We start from the raw sequence: 15,987 nt of genomic DNA on the forward strand, positions 1-15,987 counted from the left end.
AGACGTCACTCATGCGCTTTTCGCCAGTTCCGGTGCGCCTTCGTCCGCCTCGATCAAACCGGACCGGACCCGGATTTCACGGTCACACCGCGCTGCGAGGGTGGCGTCATGGGTGACAAGAACCAAAGTGAGGCCGAGTTCCTTCTGCTTTTCGAACAGAAGGTCGGCAATTTGCTTGCCGGTCGCGGTGTCGAGGTTCCCCGTGGGCTCGTCGGCAATGAGAATCTTTGGCGAAGGTGCGAGGGCACGGGCGATCGCAACCCGCTGCTGTTCGCCACCGGAGAGCTCTCCCGGATAATGCGTAACGCGATCGGCAAGCCCGACCGCCGCAAGGACACGCTCTGCAACGGCAAAAGCATCAGGATTGCCAGCCAGCTCCAGGGGAACAGCGACATTTTCGAGCGCCGTCATGTTGGGAATGAGGTGAAAGGACTGAAAGACGATGCCGATATTCTTGCCGCGAAACGCTGCAGCCTCGTCCTCATTCATGATCTCCAGCTTCTCGCCAGCGATCCGAACAGAACCGGAATCCACACGTTCCAGACCGGCAAGAACCATAAGCAAGGTGGATTTCCCGGAACCGGACGGCCCGACAATGCCGACGGACTGGCCGGAATTGATGTTCAGCGAGATACCTTTCAGCACATGGACGGAGGAAGCACCCGTACCTAGTGTCAACTCAATGTGATCAAGCGCGATGACGGATTCAGTCACGAAACGACTTCCTTTGCGATATGGTCGGCACCGACTCTGGTTGCAGCTGGTCAGATATGGGTACCCAAAAATGAGATTCAAACCATTGATACAATTCCTGGTTTCACTTGGTCTTGTTGCCTTGCCGTCCTTGGCATTGGCCAATCAAAAAAGCGTGTCCGACCACCCGCTGACAGTTGTTGGTTTCGGGGACAGCCTGATGTCGGGCTTTGAGCTGCCGATGCAGGACTCGTTCACCGCACAGCTGGAGCAGGCCATGAGAGCAAAGGGTATCAATGTTACGATTGCCAATGCCGGCGTAGCCGGAGAGACCACAACAGACGGTCTCTCCCGCCTCGATTGGTCCGTGCCGGAGGGGACAGATCTCGTCATTCTCGAGTTTGGTGCCAACGACGCTTTGCGCGGCATATCACCGGAGCTAAGTGAAAAGAATCTCGCAGAGATCATCGAGAAACTGAAGCAGAGAAATGTGCAGGTCATTGTCGCCGGCATGCTTGCACCACCCAACATGGGCGACGACTACGAAGCGAGGTTCAACGCAATCTTCCCGCGTCTGGCCGATAAATATGATGTGCCGCTCTACCCATTTTTCATGGAGGGTGTGGCCACTGAAAAATCATTGCAGCTGGAGGATGGTATGCATCCCAATGCCAAGGGTGTCGCAAGGATGGTCGAAGGCTTCATGCCCGTCATCGAGAAGACCATAGCGGAAACCAGCTCTGCCATATCGCAGTAGCAATCGCTGTCGCTCCCAAGAAATCGTCTTCGGGGAGAGCAAAGACATGCGTGGCCAATTTGTCGCGCGGGAAAAGAATGTGATTTTCCGCCTTGCTCCCGGACTCATTCAATGATTCTCTAGAGTTACAACTCGATTCGGGGAGGATGCCTTATGCCGCGTCTCTTTACTGCCCTCGAAATCCCGAGGGACGCCGCTCTCTCACTATCGCTCTTGCGCGGTGGTTTGCCAGGCGCCCGATGGATCGACGTCGAAAACTATCACATCACATTGCGTTTTATCGGCGACGTTGAAGGCCATGTTGCCGACGAAGTAGCCAATGCGCTTGATCGTATACGGCGGCCGGAATTCACTCTCAAGCTTTCCGGCGTCAATGCGTTCGGTTCGAAAAAGCCGCACAGCGTCTTTGCCGGGGTGTCGCCATCGCCGGATATTCAGGCGCTGCAGGCCGAGATCGAACGTATATGCCAGCGCCTGATGCTGCCGGCCGACCCGCGCAAATTCACTCCACATGTGACGCTCGCCCGACTGCGCAATGTGCGCAATGAAGAGGTCGCGCATTACCTCTCCTCGCGCGGTAACTTCGCCACGGCACCGTTCACGATTGGACGGTTCGTGTTGATGTCGTCGCGCGATTCGATTGGTGGCGGGCCCTATATCGTCGAGGAGGCGTGGCCCCTTGAAGCACCGCGCTCCACGCGTCAGAACAGCTTCGAAAGACCATCCGAAGCTGCCCGGATCATCCGGTAGACACGCTCGAAATCGGCATTGGTGCCATAATACGGATCGGGAATTTGACGGCTCTCGCCTAGCGCGATTTCATAGAAGAGCCCGATCCTTGAACGAGCATTGACGGGCCGGCGCGCCTCGATTGCGGCTACATTGGCGTGGTCCATGCCGACGATCAGATCGAAACGAACATAATCCTCTACGGTCAGTTGCCGGCAACGTTGATGTGAAATATCGATCCCATATCTGCTCGCGACAGCAATGGACCGTTGATCCGGCGTCTCGCCCGTATGGTATCCGTTGGTACCGGCAGAATCGATAGTTGCACCCTCGGCTTTTCCCGACGCTACGAGCGCCGTCCTGAAGACGCCTTCTGCCAAGGGCGACCGGCAAATATTGCCAAGACAGACGAAGAGAACCGAGCGGAAGGGAGGTATTTCCATAGATAAGGGCACCGTGACCGGAAGTTGATCTACGGCCAGATATGAAGAAAAGCCATCATGCGCAACCTGTAAGACCCGCGCCTTGGCTACGTTCCACCAGCACAGAGTTCTGGATCCTCTCTGGAACTGATAAATTCACGGCAATTTGATCGAAACTCTTGCAGCTGGCCGCGAGCCTACCCATGTCTTCAAACGCAACCTGAAGGAAGAGGGATGGACGACATTAAAATTGGCGAAATTCTTGAGCCGGGGAGCGAGGACAACCAGCGTTCTCGCGAAGAGCGTGTCCGCGCGCGGTTCTGGAAGACAGCAAGCAAAGCAGCAAAGGCCATTCCATTCCTGGACGAGGTGATTGCTGGCTATTTCTGTGCACTCGATCCTGCAACGCCGACAAGAGTGCGAGGAGTTCTTTTGGCGTCGCTGGCCTATTTTGTTCTGCCGCTCGACTTCATTCCCGACTTTCTCCTTGGCCTCGGATTCACCGATGACATGGCCGTTCTGATGGCGGCTTTGACCGCAATTCGCACCAACATTACGCCAGCCCACCGCGCTGCAGCGAAGAAGGCACTCGAAGACTTGGATCGGGATAGCTCGCCGCAGGGCGGCCTGTAAACGGCTCAACCTGCCGGCGTAACCAGAAACACCGGATCACAACGATGTGATCGTGGGAAGCGTCAAAGTCTCGCCGCTTTTGTTTGGCTGGAGTTTCCGAATGGGACTTCGATTAGGATGTGACCTTCTCGGCTCTCGATCAGCTTTTTTGACCCGGTCTTCACCGTTTGGTAACCCAGATTAAGTCAAATTAAGAGGAGCGAACTGGACAATGCGGCATCCGGATATTTCCGGACCATTGCCGGTTCACGAGTTGTGAAGCGTACGACAGAAACTGGTAGGTAAAATGTTTGGAAAATCAATCGTAGCGACCTCTGTGCTCATGCTTGGGCTGACAGGAACAGCTCTTGCCCAGACCCCAAGCCAGATTAGCCAGTTTAACGCGTGGGGTGCTTATAGCTACCAGCAGGGCAACGGCAAGGTTTGCTACGTCTTGTCCGTCCCGATCGATAAGCAGCCAGCAAGCGTTGATCACGGTGATAACTTCTTCATGGTGAGCCAGAAGCCCGGACAGAATGTGAACTTTGAGCCGCAGTTCAAGGCTGGCTATGATCTGCAACAGAATTCGAAAGTCACCGTGACAATCGACAATCGCAACTTTTCGATGTTCACCAATGGCAGCCACGGATGGATGGAGAACGCCGCCGAGGAACCGCAGCTCGTCGCCGCTCTGCGTTCCGGGCAGAAAATGTCAATTAGCGCAGTTTCAAAGCGCGGTACCAAGACCAGCTATGCCTATTCGCTGAAGGGCGTGTCAGCCGCCTTGAAGGCGATAGCGACCTGCAAATAGTCGGCACCAGCGCTGCTTTTCAAATCAAGGCCGGACAGCAGTGTCCGGCCTTTTCGTGTCCGGAGGTGACGCGGGCCCTGGAACGTGATATGAGCCCCGCTTCCGATAAGAACGTTAGAAAACCCCATGTCCGTATTGCTTGACCTGACACATCCTGTTGCCCGGGACAAATCCCGCGACGCCCTTCGCACCTCGCTGGCAGAAATGCCTTCGTTGATCGGTCTGTCGCGTGCGGAAATGAGCGAAGCCCTCTTGGCCATCGGCGTTCCGGAACGGCAGGTCAAGATGCGGGTGGCACAGCTTTGGCACTGGCTATATGTGCGCGGAGTGTCCGATTTTGCCGACATGCTGAATATCTCGCGCGACATGCGCGAGCTTCTTGCCCGGCATTTCACCATTGCCCGTCCGGAGATCGTCGAAGAACAAATCTCCAACGACGGCACGCGCAAGTGGCTTTTCCGCTTTCCGCCACGCGGTGCCGGACGCCCGGTCGAGATCGAAACCGTTTACATCCCCGAAGAAGGTCGCGGTACGCTGTGCATTTCCAGCCAGGTCGGCTGCACCCTTACTTGCTCCTTCTGCCATACCGGAACTCAAAAGCTGGTGCGCAATCTGACAGCGGAAGAGATCCTGTCGCAATTGCTGATCGCCCGGGATCGGCTCGGCGATTTCCCGGATCGCAACACGCCAGACGGCGCCATCGTCCCGGCCGAGGGCCGCAAGGTTTCCAACATCGTCATGATGGGTATGGGCGAGCCCCTCTACAATTTCGAAAATGTGAAGAAGGCCCTCCTTATCGCCTCCGACGGCGACGGGCTCTCTTTGTCGAAGCGTCGCATCACGCTCTCGACATCTGGTGTGGTGCCGGAGATTTACCGCACAGGTGAGGAAATCGGCGTGATGCTGGCTATCTCGCTGCACGCCGTGAACGACGACCTGCGCGACATGCTCGTGCCGATCAACAAGAAATATCCGCTGAAGGAATTGCTTGACGCATGCCGGGCTTACCCCAGCCTTTCCAATTCCAAGCGCATCACGTTTGAGTACGTCATGCTCAAGGGCGTCAATGATTCTCTCGACGATGCGAAGGAACTCGTTCGCCTGCTCAAAGGCATTCCTGCCAAGATCAACCTGATCCCATTCAATCCGTGGCCGGGCGTCAACTACCAGTGTTCCGACTGGGAACAGATCGAGAAATTTGCTGATTACGTGAACAATGCCGGCTATGCCTCGCCGATACGCACACCCCGCGGCCGGGACATCCTGGCCGCCTGCGGCCAATTGAAGTCGGAATCGGAACGCATGAAAAAGACCGAACGTCTTGCATTCGAGGCGGCGATGATCGCCGGGCATGGTGAAGATTGAGCCAGTTCCTGCTCTACATTCTGCGTTTCGCGCTCATCGTTCTCGGCTTTGTGTTTGCCATCGTGGCAGCATCGCTTTTTCTCAACATGCTGCTTCTCGGCAGTTCCCAACTCATAGGCGCAGAGGGGCCGTTCCTCTATTCAACAGTGCCGGTTTTTGCGGTCGTCATCGGCTATAGCGTATTCTTCCCGGCAGCAGCCCTTATCCTTTATGCCGAATTGACTGGTTGGCGCGACTGGCTTTTCTATGCTCTTGGCGGCGCAGCCATCGCTGTTGTCGTCATCGTTTGGAAGTGGCAGCCGCAGACCGAAGATATCGGTACCTTCGCGGCGATCCTCGCTACAGGCGTCGTCGGCGGCTTTTCCTACTGGCTGGTTTCCGGACGCAGCGCTGGCCTAATGGCCCTGTCAAGAAGCTGACGCAGGCGCTACTTCGCCTGTGCCATCAGAATTTTTGCGGCGAACGCAGAGAACACTCCCGCGAACAGCCGATCGGTGATCCGCGTCACGGTCGGATTCTTCTTGAGCAGTCTTGAAAATCTGTCCGCGGCGATGATCATTGGCGCCACGACCGGCAGGGCCAAAGGAATGAACAGGACACCCAAAAAGAACAACTTTCCCGGAGCGTGCGGATCTGTGGCCGATACGAACTGCGGCAGAAACGTCATGAAGAACAGGATGATCTTCGGGTTCAGCAGATTGATCCCAAGCCCGGTCAGCCAATTCTGGAACAACGTGTGCGACTGGCCAACCTTTTTCTCCGGCGAGAACGCCGAACCATTGCGGATTGCCTGATAGGCTAGCCAGACCAGATAGCCCGCGCCTACAATTTTGAGGGCGAAGAACGCGCTCGGCGACGCGACGATCAATGCCGAAAGGCCAATGGCAACCATCGTCGTATGAATGACAATACCGCTGCTGGCACCCACCAGACAGGCGAACCCGGCCGCCTTGCCTTCCGACAGCGCCCGGCCGACAAAGAGCGTCATGTCGGGACCCGGCGTGATGGACAGGACAAAAGTTGCAATTGTAAACTGCAGGATAATTGGCCATTCCGGAATAAACGTCATGATGGGCTCCGTCTCAACTGGCGGAAGCTAACGCGAACGACGAGCTTTCGCTACCCGATTCAACAGAATGCGTGCCCATTGCGAAGAGTTTTTCTTCGCAATGGGCTGCCTGAGACTTTCCCAACGCACGTGATCGCCCTTGCAATATGGCCGCATCAGCAAAGGCGGCGCATGGTTCAGGCCGCCCCTCCGATTGCCGCCCACAAAACACCAGAACCTTGCTTCGACTGCTCCTGCCAACACTGACCTTGCCAACATTGCGTCAACTGTTAAAAGACCGGCAGAATGATAATCGGTACCGGATCCAGGGATACACTATGAACAAGTGGAAAGACGTCAAGAAAGTCGTGCTGGCCTATTCGGGCGGCCTCGATACATCCATCATCCTGAAATGGCTGCAGACGGAGATCGGGGCTGAAGTCGTGACCTTCACGGCCGATCTTGGCCAGGGCGAAGAACTCGAGCCGGCGCGCAAGAAGGCCGAAATGCTCGGCATCAAGGAAATCTACATCGAGGACGTGCGCGAAGAATTCGTCCGGGATTTCGTCTTCCCGATGTTCCGCGCCAACGCCGTCTACGAGGGTGTCTATCTGCTGGGTACCTCCATCGCCCGGCCATTGATCTCCAAACATCTGGTGGAGATTGCCGCCCGGACCGGCGCCGACGCGATCGCCCATGGTGCCACCGGCAAGGGCAACGACCAGGTGCGCTTCGAACTTTCCGCCTACGCCCTCAATCCCGATATCAAGGTGATCGCGCCGTGGCGCGACTGGACGTTCAAATCCCGTACGGATCTCTTGGAGTTTGCTCGCGAACATCAGATTCCGATCGCCAAAGATAAACTCGGCGAGGCACCGTTCTCTGTCGACGCCAACCTTCTGCACTCATCATCCGAGGGCAAGGTCCTCGAAGATCCTTGGCAGGAGGCGCCGGAATATGTGCACCAGCGCACGATTTCGCCGATGGACGCCCCGGACATTGTGACTGAGATTGAGGTATCTTTCGAAAAGGGCGATGCAGTTGCCATCAATGGCAAGCCACTGTCACCAGCGACCCTCCTGAAGACGCTCAATGATCTTGGTCGCGATAATGGCATTGGCCGTCTTGATCTGGTCGAAAACCGGTTCGTCGGCATGAAATCGCGCGGCGTCTACGAGACCCCTGGTGGAACCATTCTGCTGGCTGCCCATCGCGCGATGGAATCCATCACTCTGGACCGTGGAGCCGCTCACCTGAAGGACGAGTTCATGCCACGCTATGCCGAACTCATCTATAACGGCTTCTGGTTCTCGCCAGAGCGCGAAATGCTGCAGGCAATGATCGACAAGAGCCAGGAAGACGTTGAAGGCAGCGTCCGCCTGAAACTTTACAAGGGCAATGTCATGGTTTCCGGCCGCAAGTCGAAGAAGTCACTTTATTCCGATGCTCTCGTCACTTTCGAGGACGACCGCGGCGCCTATGACCAGAAGGATGCAGCAGGGTTCATCCGCCTCAATGCGTTGCGTCTGCGGACACTGGCTGCGCGCAAGCGCTCCAGCTGACAACCCACCGGCTACAAAACCAAGCGGGGCCCTGCCCCGCTTTTTTTGTTTTCGATTGAGGCCCCGACACTTTCTTGACGGCGTGGCTTGTGGCAGCACCGTCTCCGTCCTAGATGTTAGAACCCTGTTGTTCTTGCCAATTGACGGAGCGCCCTATGTCCTCAACCAAAACGGCCATCAATCCCGCACTGACCGAATGGACTGGACCACTGGGGTTGCCGGATTTTACTGCTTTTAGCGACGATGATTTCGCCGCTGCCTTTGACGCTGCCCTCGCCAGTGACCTCGCGGACATCGACGCGATTGTCAATCACCACGAGGTTTCGACGGTCGACAACACCCTGAAGGCGTTGCAGCTGTCTGGAAAAGACCTTGACCGTGTCTCGGCCATCTTCTGGCTGCGTGCCGGTGCCCACACCAACGATGCGATCCAGGCACTGGAGCGTGTCATCGCCCCAAAAATGTCGCGTCACTCTTCATCGATCATGATGAACCCGCTGCTCTTCTCCCGGATCGACTCACTCTACGAACAGCGCGATCTCCTCGGGCTTGATCACGAGACGGACCGCGTGCTGGAAAAGACATGGAAAGGTTTCGTGCGTAGTGGCGCGCGACTGGATGAGAAGGGCAAGGCCCGGCTTGCCGACATCAACGAAAGACTGGCCAGTCTGGGTGCGCAATTCGGTCAGAATGTCCTCAAGGACGAAGCAGAATGGGCGCTTTTCATCACCGATGAGACAGAGCTGGCCGGCTTACCGGATTTCGTGCGCGATGCGATGCGCGGCGCTGCCGAGGAGCGCGACCGCCCAGAGGCATGGGCGGTAACTTTGTCGCGCTCGATCATCGAGCCATTCCTGTCGTTCTCGGAAAACCGGGCTTTGCGCGAGAAGGCATTCCGGGCCTGGGCAGCGCGTGGAGAGAACGGGGGTGAAACGGACAATACGGCAATCGTCGCCGAAATGGTGAAACTGCGCGCTGAGAAAGCAGGTCTGCTGGGTTATCAAAGTTTTGCGGCCTTCAAGCTCGACGATACGATGGCGAAGACACCGAAGGCAGTCATGGATCTGCTCGAACCGGTCTGGGACAAGGCTCGGGCCCGCGCCGCTGAAGAAGAAATAGATCTGCAGCGGCTGATCGCCGGTGAAGGCCGTAATCACAAGGTCGAGCCATGGGACTGGCGCTATTATGCCGAAAAACTGCGCAATGAGCGTTTTGCCTTCGATGAGACCGAATTGAAGCCCTATCTGCAGCTGGAAAAGATCATTGAAGCCTGTTTCGATGTCGCAACCCGTCTTTTCGGTATTCGCTTTCAGGAAAAGACTGGTATCCCGACATGGCATCCCGACGTACGCGTCTGGGAGGTCCTCAATCCTGATGGCAGCGAGCGGGGTCTGTTCCTCGGCGACTATTTCAATCGCCAATCGAAACGGTCCGGTGCCTGGATGAGCGCGCTGCAGTCACAATACAAGCTGGACGGTGAGCACAAACCTATCATCTATAATGTGATGAACTTCGCCAAGCCGCCGAGGGGAGAGCCCGCTCTGCTTTCCCTCGATGGCGCCCGGACCTTGTTCCATGAATTTGGCCATGCATTACATGGCCTGCTGTCGGATGTGACCTGGCCAGCAGTTTCAGGCACATCCGTGTCGCGCGATTTTGTAGAGCTGCCGTCGCAGCTCTATGAACACTGGCTGACGGTACCGGCCATCCTGGAAACATATGCGATCCATTACCGGACCGGCGAAGCCATGCCCAGAGCTTTGCTCGACAAGGTACTTGCGGCAAACACATTCAATGCCGGCTTCAACACCGTGGAGTTCACGTCCTCCGCTTTGGTGGACATGGCGTTCCATGCGGACGGAACACCGCCAACGGACCCGATCCGCTTCGAAGCCGATACGTTGAAACAGCTCCAGATGCCCGATGCCATCATCATGCGTCACCGCACCCCTCACTTCAATCATGTGTTTTCCGGCGATGGCTACTCCGCCGGCTACTATTCCTACATGTGGTCCGAAGTGCTCGATGCAGATGCCTTCAAGGCTTTCGAGGAAACCGGAGACGTGTTCAATGCCGATCTGGCGGCTAAACTGAAGCGGTACATTTATTCCGCCGGGGGAAGCCGCGATCCCGAAGAACTGTACAAGGCGTTTCGCGGGAAGATGCCCACGCCCGATGCGATGATCGAAAAGCGTGGGCTTGGTTGAGCCTGCTCAGGCCTTGGCGAAGGCGAGCAGGTCCTTGTTGAGCTCATCCTTGTGCGTCGTGGCAAGGCCATGCGGCGCCCCTGGATATACTTTCAAGGTCGCATTCTCTACGAGCTTGACTGCCTTGCGCGCAGCGTCGTCGATTGGCACGATCTGGTCGTCATCGCCGTGGATGAACAACGTCGGCACGTCGATTTTCTTCAGGTCTTCGGTGAAGTCGGTTTCGGAAAACGCCTTGATGCAAAAATACGAGGCCGGCATCCCCGCCATCATTCCCTGCAACCAGAAAGCTTGTTGCACGCCTTCGGAAATTTTCGCACCAGGGCGATTGTAGCTGTAGAAGGGAAGTGTCAGGTCCTTGAAGAACTGCGAGCGATCGGCAATGACACCGTCGCGTATGCCGTTGAAGACATCGATCGGCAGACCTTCCGGATTGAGGTCCGTCTTCAACATCAGCGGCGGCACTGCTCCGACTAACACAGCCTTGGAGACACGTTTCGTGCCGTGCCTTCCGATATAGCGCGCAACTTCACCGCCGCCGGTTGAATGGCCGACCATTATTGCATCCTTCAGGTCGAGCTTTTCAAACAGCTCCGCCAGATCATCAGCATATTGATCCATGTGGTTGCCCTCCCACGGCTGGCTTGACCGGCCATGACCGCGGCGGTCATGCGCGATGACCCGGTAGCCATTGGAAGCCAGGAAGAACATCTGGTCCTCCCAGGCGTCGGCGGTGAGCGGCCAGCCATGGCTGAACACGATTGGCTGGCCCTTGCCCCAATCCTTATAGTAAATCTCCGTTCCGTCCTTCGTCGTGATCGTGGTCATCGTATTGTGTCCTTTCACAGATTGGCTGGATTTTGGTGTTTTGGGTGTTGCAGCAGAGACGTTCACCGCCGGCAGACTGATTGCGGCTACAAGGCCGGCTCCGGCAGTCAGAAAAGAACGGCGGGATGTACGGTGGGGTGGCGCATCATTCATCGTGTAGCTCCCGTTGATGACGGTAGTGCAACAACCTTAGGTGTCAATTGATCGAAATACGTACATTCAGGTTGCTTCGGGTTGCTTCCGAATAGGGGCATACGACGTGTGCTCCATCGACGATTTCGCGCGCCTGTTCTTCTTCGATTCCTGGCAGCGTAATGGCGAGCGCCACATCCAGGCCGAAGCCTTTGCCATCGTCGCGCGGACCAATACCGACAGTTGCGGTAACGGCCGTTTCTTCGGAAAGTTTGATCTTCTTCTGCGAGGCCACATACTTCATGGCACCAAGAAAGCAGGCCGAGTAACCGGCGGCGAAAAGCTGCTCGGGGTTCGTGCCATCGGCGCCATTGCCGCCGAGTTCCTTCGGCGTTGAAAGCGCAACGGCCAAACGTCCATCTTCACTGTTGGCGCGGCCATCGCGACCGCCAGTTGCTGTTGCCCTGGTTGTATAGAGAATGCTCATTTGTCGATCCTTTCGGTCCAAGTTTGCTTGACGCATATTAACTTGCACACAATTTAATTGTGCGCAATATGAAATCTGTTATAAATGATGAAAAATTAAATGATGCGCAATTGATCGCGTATGGCTATCGTGCGCTGTAGACGGACAAGGAGTGGTCCCGGATGGAAAATACGGCGGTGGGTGACCAGAAATCACAGCTGAAGCTATCAAACTTCCTGTGCTTTGCCATCTATTCAACGGCAAATGCGGTTACGCGGGCTTACCAGCCGCGTCTCGCTGCGCTCGGACTGACCTACCCGCAATATCTTGTGATGGTGGTTTTGTGGGAGGAGGAAAACCAGACAGTGAAGGCGATAGGTAACAAGCTCAGCCTCGATTCCGGAACCCTCACGCCGTTGTTGAAGCGTCTTGAGACCGCAAGATTGATTACCAGACGGCGTGACACATTCGACGAGCGTCAGGTGCTTATCGGCCTTACGGAAGAGGGCCGATCAATGCGCGAGCGCGCTGAAGCAGTGCCTGTCGCCATGGGACAGGCCTTCGGCTGCACGATGGACGAAGCTCAGGCGATGCGGTCCGAGCTGATCACCATGCGCGACAATCTTGTGGCGAGTATTGACGAGGCAAAATAAAAAGGGCGCGGTTTCCCGCGCCTTTTACACACGGTGCCACTTCTGATCAGGCCGCAATCCTCTTTGGCTGAATGAGGCCGCGAGCGACGAGAAGCTCGGCGATCTGGATGGTGTTGAGCGCGGCGCCCTTGCGCAGATTGTCGGAGACAACCCACAAGGAAAGGCCGTTCTCGACAGTGATGTCTTCGCGGATGCGGGAAATATAGGTCGCATCCTCGCCGGCAGCATCGTAGGGCGTGATATAGCCACCGTCTTCAGCACGATCGACGACGAGGCAGCCCGGCGCATTGCTCAGGATCTCACGGGCGTCTTCGGCGCTCATCGGGCTCTCGAACTCGATATTGACTGCTTCCGAGTGGCCAATGAAAACCGGCACACGGACACAGGTCGCCGTGAGCTTGATCTTGGGATCGAGCATCTTCTTGGTCTCGGCGACCATTTTCCACTCTTCCTTCGTGTAGCCGTCTTCCATGAAGACGTCGATGTGCGGAATGACGTTGAAGGCGATTCGCTTGGTGAACTTCTTTGCCGTCACTGGGTCGGCGACAAACACTGCGCGGGACTGCTCGAACAGCTCATCCATGCCTTCCTTGCCGGCACCCGAAACGGATTGATACGTCGAGACAACGACACGCTTGATCTTCGCCTTGTCATGCAATGGCTTGAGGGCGACGACAAGCTGCGCCGTGGAGCAGTTCGGATTGGCGATGATGTTCTTCTTTGTGAAGCCCGAAATCGCATCAGGATTCACTTCCGGTACGATCAACGGCACATTTGAATCGTAGCGCCAAGCCGATGAATTATCGATAACGACGCAACCCTGCGCGCCGATCTTGGGCGACCATTCCTTGGAGATGTTGCCGCCGGCAGACATGAGGCAGATATCTGTATCGGAAAAATCGTAGGTATCGAGCGCCTTCACCTTCAGTGTCTTGTCGCCAAACGACACTTCGGTTCCCAGCGACCGCCGCGAGGCCAACGCGACAACTTCGCTAACCGGGAAGCCGCGCTCTTCCAGTATTGTAAGCATTTCGCGGCCCACATTGCCTGTGGCGCCAACAACTGCAACCTTGAAACTCATCTGTAGTATCTCCTATCCCTCTCTGCTGTTCAGAAACCCGCTGGCCACTGCGGGTCTTTCTCCCCCGGGCCGGACCCGGGAGGGGGCGAGCAGGCCAAGGGAAATCAGACCGTTTTGGTGGTCGTTTTCGCAGTCTGTTTGGCCGAAACGTCAAGGATAAGGACGGGCGCACCAGCGCATCCGGCGACGTTGCCGGAACCGTTCGTCAAAAACAGCGCTGTTGATTCGCTACCCACGTTAAGCGTCTCCTTGTCCGCTTGTGCTTGTACGCGGTTTCCAAAAAGAGTCAATTGTCTCTTCAAATGACAAGAATATGTCGTGTTACGCACAATTTTAGACAATTGACGTAAGATGCGGGCTTTGCTTTCATCAATAATTGTTGAACACTCCGCGCGTGCGTAAGGCGAATGACCTTGGGGGAGGATCCTCCGAAGGACATGAGCCGGCGTGTGGCTTGCCCTACCGAGAATGTTCGGCAAAGGTGCCATGCGTAGTTTCAATGGTTGAGGGCATGATGGAGGGGTTAGAACTAATCATGTCCTTGGCTTAACTGCTGTTTTCTGGGAGGGATAGTAATGGCAACCACTTCTGTGGCCGACACTTCTAGTCGGGGTATGACGAGGGAAGAAAAGAAGGTTATCTTCGCTTCTTCACTCGGAACGGTTTTTGAATGGTACGATTTTTATCTGTATGGCTCTCTGGCCGCTTTTATCGGCGCAGCCTTTTTCAGTGAATATCCGGAAGCAACGCGCAATATCTTTGCGCTGCTCGCGTTCGCGGCAGGCTTCCTGGTTAGACCTTTTGGTGCATTGGTCTTTGGTCGCATCGGCGATCTCGTAGGCCGCAAATATACATTCCTTGTCACCATCATGATCATGGGCCTGTCGACCTTCCTGGTGGGTGTGCTTCCCGGCTCGGCCAGCTGGGGCATCGCCGCGCCAATCATCCTGATTGGCTTGCGCATGCTGCAGGGGCTCGCACTTGGCGGCGAATATGGTGGCGCAGCGACCTATGTCGCCGAACACGCACCCGACAATAAGCGGGGTTACTACACTTCCTGGATCCAGACCACGGCAACACTCGGTCTGTTCCTTTCCCTGATCGTCATTCTGGTCATCCAGAACTGGCTCGGCAAAGACGCCTTTGCTGCCTGGGGCTGGCGCATTCCGTTCATCCTTTCTTTCGTTCTTCTCGGGATTTCGGTGTGGATTCGACTGTCGTTGAGTGAATCACCCACGTTCCAGCGCATGAAGGAAGAGGGCAAGGGCTCGAAGGCTCCGCTCTCCGAGGCCTTTGGTCAGTGGAAGAATGCCAAAATCGCCCTTCTCGCTCTGTTTGGTCTCACCGCCGGTCAGGCCGTCGTCTGGTATTCCGGACAATTCTACGCGCTGTTCTTCCTGCAGAACGTCCTGAAGGTTGACGGGCAGGCGGTCAACATCATGATCGCGATCGCCCTTCTGCTCGGCACCGGCTTCTTCGTCTTCTTCGGCTGGCTGTCGGACAAGATCGGCCGCAAGCCGATCATCATGGCTGGATTGGCGCTTGCCATCCTCACCTACTTCCCCCTGTTTAAGGCGCTGACGTGGGCGGCAAACCCAGCGCTCGCCGCTGCGCAGCAGGATGTTCGTGCGACGGTGACGGCTGCGCCTGGCGACTGCAAGTTCCAGTTCAACCCGACGGGCACGGCAAAGTTCACCACCTCTTGCGATATCGCGACATCATTCCTGACCCGGAACTCGGTACCGTATGACGTTGTTGCGACCGCTGCACCGGGCACGGCAGCGACGGTGAAGATCGGCCAGGAGACAGTCGAGTCCTACGATGCCGCCGCTGCCGGCGCCGATGCAAAGACCAAGGAAGCTGCTTTCGCAAAGGCAGTGAACATCGCACTTCAGGACGGTGGCTATCCCCTCGTCCGCGATCCGGTGAAGGTTGCCGACTCAAAGCTTGACGCTCTGGTCACGGCCAATCCGAAGCTGGCGCTCGATACAGCTGCTATCCGCGCTGGAGAAAAGACCATGGTTCCGGTCGACCAAGCCATCAAAGACAAGCTTATCACTGCAGAAGAGGCGGCTGGTGCGACTGAAGTAGCGGTCTACACGGTTCCGGGCGCAGGCGCCTTCAAGATGGTGGCTGATCCGGCTGCCGTTAGTTGGACCAAGGTCATTGCGATCCTCTTCGTGCTTGTGATCTATGTGACGATGGTCTACGGCCCGATCGCAGCGATCCTCGTCGAGATGTTCCCGACCCGCATCCGCTATACCGGCATGTCCTTGCCCTACCATATCGGTAACGGCTGGTTCGGCGGACTGCTTCCGGCAACCGTCTTCGCGATGAGCGCATTCAAGGGCGATATCTACTACGGGCTTTGGTACCCGATCGTTATTGCTGCGATGACCCTGATCATCGGGCTCATCTTCGTACGTGACACCAAGGACACTGATCTTCACGAAGTGAAGTAATCAGCCAAGACAGAAAAGCCCGGCGCGATCACTGAACTGACCCCGTAAAGTTGGACGGTTAATTGGCTAGGATAATAGGGACTGAGTTCTGTACTGCACAGGGCTCAGTCCCATTAGTTTCAGCTTAATGCGCTGATGATTGTAGTAGTGGATGTAGTC

General features: G+C 56.3%; 18 protein-coding genes. 10 read left to right on the top strand and 8 right to left on the bottom strand.

The features are described from left to right. Positions 1-9 precede the first annotated feature (9 nt). On the bottom strand, positions 10-714 hold the full coding sequence (locus CU102_RS19235; protein WP_106712707.1) for an ABC transporter ATP-binding protein: 705 nt from the start codon (positions 712-714) through the stop codon (positions 10-12). Positions 715-784: 70 nt separating this feature from the next. Between CU102_RS19235 and CU102_RS19240 the strand changes: the two genes are divergently transcribed. Continuing rightward, entirely contained in the window at positions 785-1,450 is a 666-nt protein-coding gene (locus tag CU102_RS19240; protein WP_106712708.1) for an arylesterase, read from the top strand. A gap of 153 nt (positions 1,451-1,603) precedes the next feature. Then, the gene (gene thpR / locus CU102_RS19245; protein ID WP_106712709.1) at positions 1,604-2,200 is read left to right on the top strand and encodes an RNA 2',3'-cyclic phosphodiesterase; all 597 of its coding nucleotides are present in this window, start codon (positions 1,604-1,606) and stop codon (positions 2,198-2,200) included. Here thpR and CU102_RS19250 read toward each other — a convergent pair. Then, positions 2,152-2,622: a low molecular weight protein-tyrosine-phosphatase gene (locus tag CU102_RS19250; protein WP_106712710.1), complete on the bottom strand. Its 471-nt coding sequence runs from the start codon at positions 2,620-2,622 to the stop codon at positions 2,152-2,154. The genes thpR and CU102_RS19250 overlap by 49 nt on opposite strands. A 213-nt stretch (positions 2,623-2,835) precedes the next feature. Here CU102_RS19250 and CU102_RS19255 point away from each other — a divergent pair, with 213 nt between their 5' ends. The 4 genes from CU102_RS19255 to CU102_RS19270 all read left to right on the top strand — a co-directional run bounded on the left by CU102_RS19255 (position 2,836) and on the right by CU102_RS19270 (position 5,808). Next, positions 2,836-3,234, top strand: a complete 399-nt coding sequence (locus CU102_RS19255; protein ID WP_106712711.1) for a YkvA family protein — start codon at positions 2,836-2,838, stop codon at positions 3,232-3,234. Between the two features lie 286 nt (positions 3,235-3,520). Continuing rightward, positions 3,521-4,024, top strand: coding sequence for an invasion associated locus B family protein (locus CU102_RS19260; RefSeq protein WP_106712712.1), 504 nt, complete (start codon positions 3,521-3,523; stop codon positions 4,022-4,024). Positions 4,025-4,150: 126 nt separating this feature from the next. Beyond that, on the top strand, positions 4,151-5,389 hold the full coding sequence (gene rlmN / locus CU102_RS19265; RefSeq protein WP_106712713.1) for a dual-specificity RNA methyltransferase RlmN: 1,239 nt from the start codon (positions 4,151-4,153) through the stop codon (positions 5,387-5,389). Further along, positions 5,386-5,808, top strand: coding sequence for a hypothetical protein (locus CU102_RS19270; RefSeq protein WP_106712714.1), 423 nt, complete (start codon positions 5,386-5,388; stop codon positions 5,806-5,808). Before rlmN ends, CU102_RS19270 begins: the two co-directional genes overlap by 4 nt. Before the next feature lie 8 nt (positions 5,809-5,816). On the opposite strand, the gene CU102_RS19275 is transcribed toward CU102_RS19270, so the two are convergent. Next, a complete protein-coding gene (locus CU102_RS19275; RefSeq protein WP_106712715.1) occupies positions 5,817-6,458 on the bottom strand; it encodes a LysE family translocator in 642 nt (213 codons plus the stop codon). A 317-nt stretch (positions 6,459-6,775) separates the two neighbouring features. Between CU102_RS19275 and CU102_RS19280 the strand changes: the two genes are divergently transcribed. Both CU102_RS19280 and CU102_RS19285 read left to right on the top strand, forming a co-directional pair. After that, entirely contained in the window at positions 6,776-7,999 is a 1,224-nt protein-coding gene (locus CU102_RS19280) for an argininosuccinate synthase (RefSeq protein WP_106712716.1), read from the top strand. Between the two features lie 155 nt (positions 8,000-8,154). After that, entirely contained in the window at positions 8,155-10,206 is a 2,052-nt protein-coding gene (locus tag CU102_RS19285) for a M3 family metallopeptidase (RefSeq protein ID WP_106712717.1), read from the top strand. A gap of 6 nt (positions 10,207-10,212) precedes the next feature. Here the strand turns inward: CU102_RS19285 and CU102_RS19290 are convergent, their stop codons facing one another. Together CU102_RS19290 and CU102_RS19295 are read right to left on the bottom strand one after the other, a co-directional pair. Then, entirely contained in the window at positions 10,213-11,034 is an 822-nt protein-coding gene (locus tag CU102_RS19290) for an alpha/beta fold hydrolase (protein WP_106712748.1), read from the bottom strand. A 196-nt stretch (positions 11,035-11,230) separates the two neighbouring features. Beyond that, positions 11,231-11,653, bottom strand: coding sequence for an organic hydroperoxide resistance protein (locus CU102_RS19295; RefSeq protein ID WP_106712718.1), 423 nt, complete (start codon positions 11,651-11,653; stop codon positions 11,231-11,233). A gap of 161 nt (positions 11,654-11,814) precedes the next feature. Here CU102_RS19295 and CU102_RS19300 point away from each other — a divergent pair, with 161 nt between their 5' ends. Beyond that, on the top strand, positions 11,815-12,285 hold the full coding sequence (locus tag CU102_RS19300; RefSeq protein ID WP_106712719.1) for a MarR family winged helix-turn-helix transcriptional regulator: 471 nt from the start codon (positions 11,815-11,817) through the stop codon (positions 12,283-12,285). A 46-nt stretch (positions 12,286-12,331) separates the two neighbouring features. Here the strand turns inward: CU102_RS19300 and CU102_RS19305 are convergent, their stop codons facing one another. After that, a complete protein-coding gene (locus CU102_RS19305; RefSeq protein WP_106712720.1) occupies positions 12,332-13,366 on the bottom strand; it encodes an aspartate-semialdehyde dehydrogenase in 1,035 nt (344 codons plus the stop codon). A gap of 104 nt (positions 13,367-13,470) precedes the next feature. Then, on the bottom strand, positions 13,471-13,602 hold the full coding sequence (locus CU102_RS30880; protein ID WP_280951909.1) for a hypothetical protein: 132 nt from the start codon (positions 13,600-13,602) through the stop codon (positions 13,471-13,473). A gap of 339 nt (positions 13,603-13,941) precedes the next feature. On the opposite strand from CU102_RS30880, the gene CU102_RS19315 reads away from it, so the two are divergent. Then, entirely contained in the window at positions 13,942-15,828 is a 1,887-nt protein-coding gene (locus CU102_RS19315; RefSeq protein WP_106712722.1) for an MFS transporter, read from the top strand. A gap of 66 nt (positions 15,829-15,894) precedes the next feature. Here the strand turns inward: CU102_RS19315 and CU102_RS19320 are convergent. Beyond that, on the bottom strand, positions 15,895-15,987 hold a 93-nt coding region (locus CU102_RS19320), incomplete at its 5' end, for an IS3 family transposase (RefSeq protein WP_146146475.1).

Origin of the sequence: Phyllobacterium brassicacearum, from assembly GCF_003010955.1 — a bacterium.
Lineage (GTDB): Bacteria > Pseudomonadota > Alphaproteobacteria > Rhizobiales > Rhizobiaceae > Phyllobacterium > Phyllobacterium brassicacearum.

What these genes read in the sequence shown, in the direction of transcription:
- CU102_RS19260 (WP_106712712.1), top strand. Translation starts at nt 3,521, where the DNA reads ATGTTTGGAAAATCAATCGTAGCGACCTCTGTGCTCATGCTTGGGCTG.
- CU102_RS19280 (WP_106712716.1), top strand. Translation starts at nt 6,776, where the DNA reads ATGAACAAGTGGAAAGACGTCAAGAAAGTCGTGCTGGCCTATTCGGGC.
- thpR (WP_106712709.1), top strand. Translation starts at nt 1,604, where the DNA reads ATGCCGCGTCTCTTTACTGCCCTCGAAATCCCGAGGGACGCCGCTCTC.
- CU102_RS19255 (WP_106712711.1), top strand. Translation starts at nt 2,836, where the DNA reads ATGGACGACATTAAAATTGGCGAAATTCTTGAGCCGGGGAGCGAGGAC.
- CU102_RS19300 (WP_106712719.1), top strand. Translation starts at nt 11,815, where the DNA reads ATGGAAAATACGGCGGTGGGTGACCAGAAATCACAGCTGAAGCTATCA.
- CU102_RS19285 (WP_106712717.1), top strand. Translation starts at nt 8,155, where the DNA reads ATGTCCTCAACCAAAACGGCCATCAATCCCGCACTGACCGAATGGACT.
- CU102_RS19250 (WP_106712710.1), bottom strand. Translation starts at nt 2,622, where the DNA reads ATGGAAATACCTCCCTTCCGCTCGGTTCTCTTCGTCTGTCTTGGCAAT.
- CU102_RS19275 (WP_106712715.1), bottom strand. Translation starts at nt 6,458, where the DNA reads ATGACGTTTATTCCGGAATGGCCAATTATCCTGCAGTTTACAATTGCA.
- CU102_RS19315 (WP_106712722.1), top strand. Translation starts at nt 13,942, where the DNA reads ATGGCAACCACTTCTGTGGCCGACACTTCTAGTCGGGGTATGACGAGG.
- CU102_RS19240 (WP_106712708.1), top strand. Translation starts at nt 785, where the DNA reads ATGAGATTCAAACCATTGATACAATTCCTGGTTTCACTTGGTCTTGTT.
- CU102_RS19290 (WP_106712748.1), bottom strand. Translation starts at nt 11,034, where the DNA reads ATGACCACGATCACGACGAAGGACGGAACGGAGATTTACTATAAGGAT.
- CU102_RS19295 (WP_106712718.1), bottom strand. Translation starts at nt 11,653, where the DNA reads ATGAGCATTCTCTATACAACCAGGGCAACAGCAACTGGCGGTCGCGAT.
- rlmN (WP_106712713.1), top strand. Translation starts at nt 4,151, where the DNA reads ATGTCCGTATTGCTTGACCTGACACATCCTGTTGCCCGGGACAAATCC.
- CU102_RS19305 (WP_106712720.1), bottom strand. Translation starts at nt 13,366, where the DNA reads ATGAGTTTCAAGGTTGCAGTTGTTGGCGCCACAGGCAATGTGGGCCGC.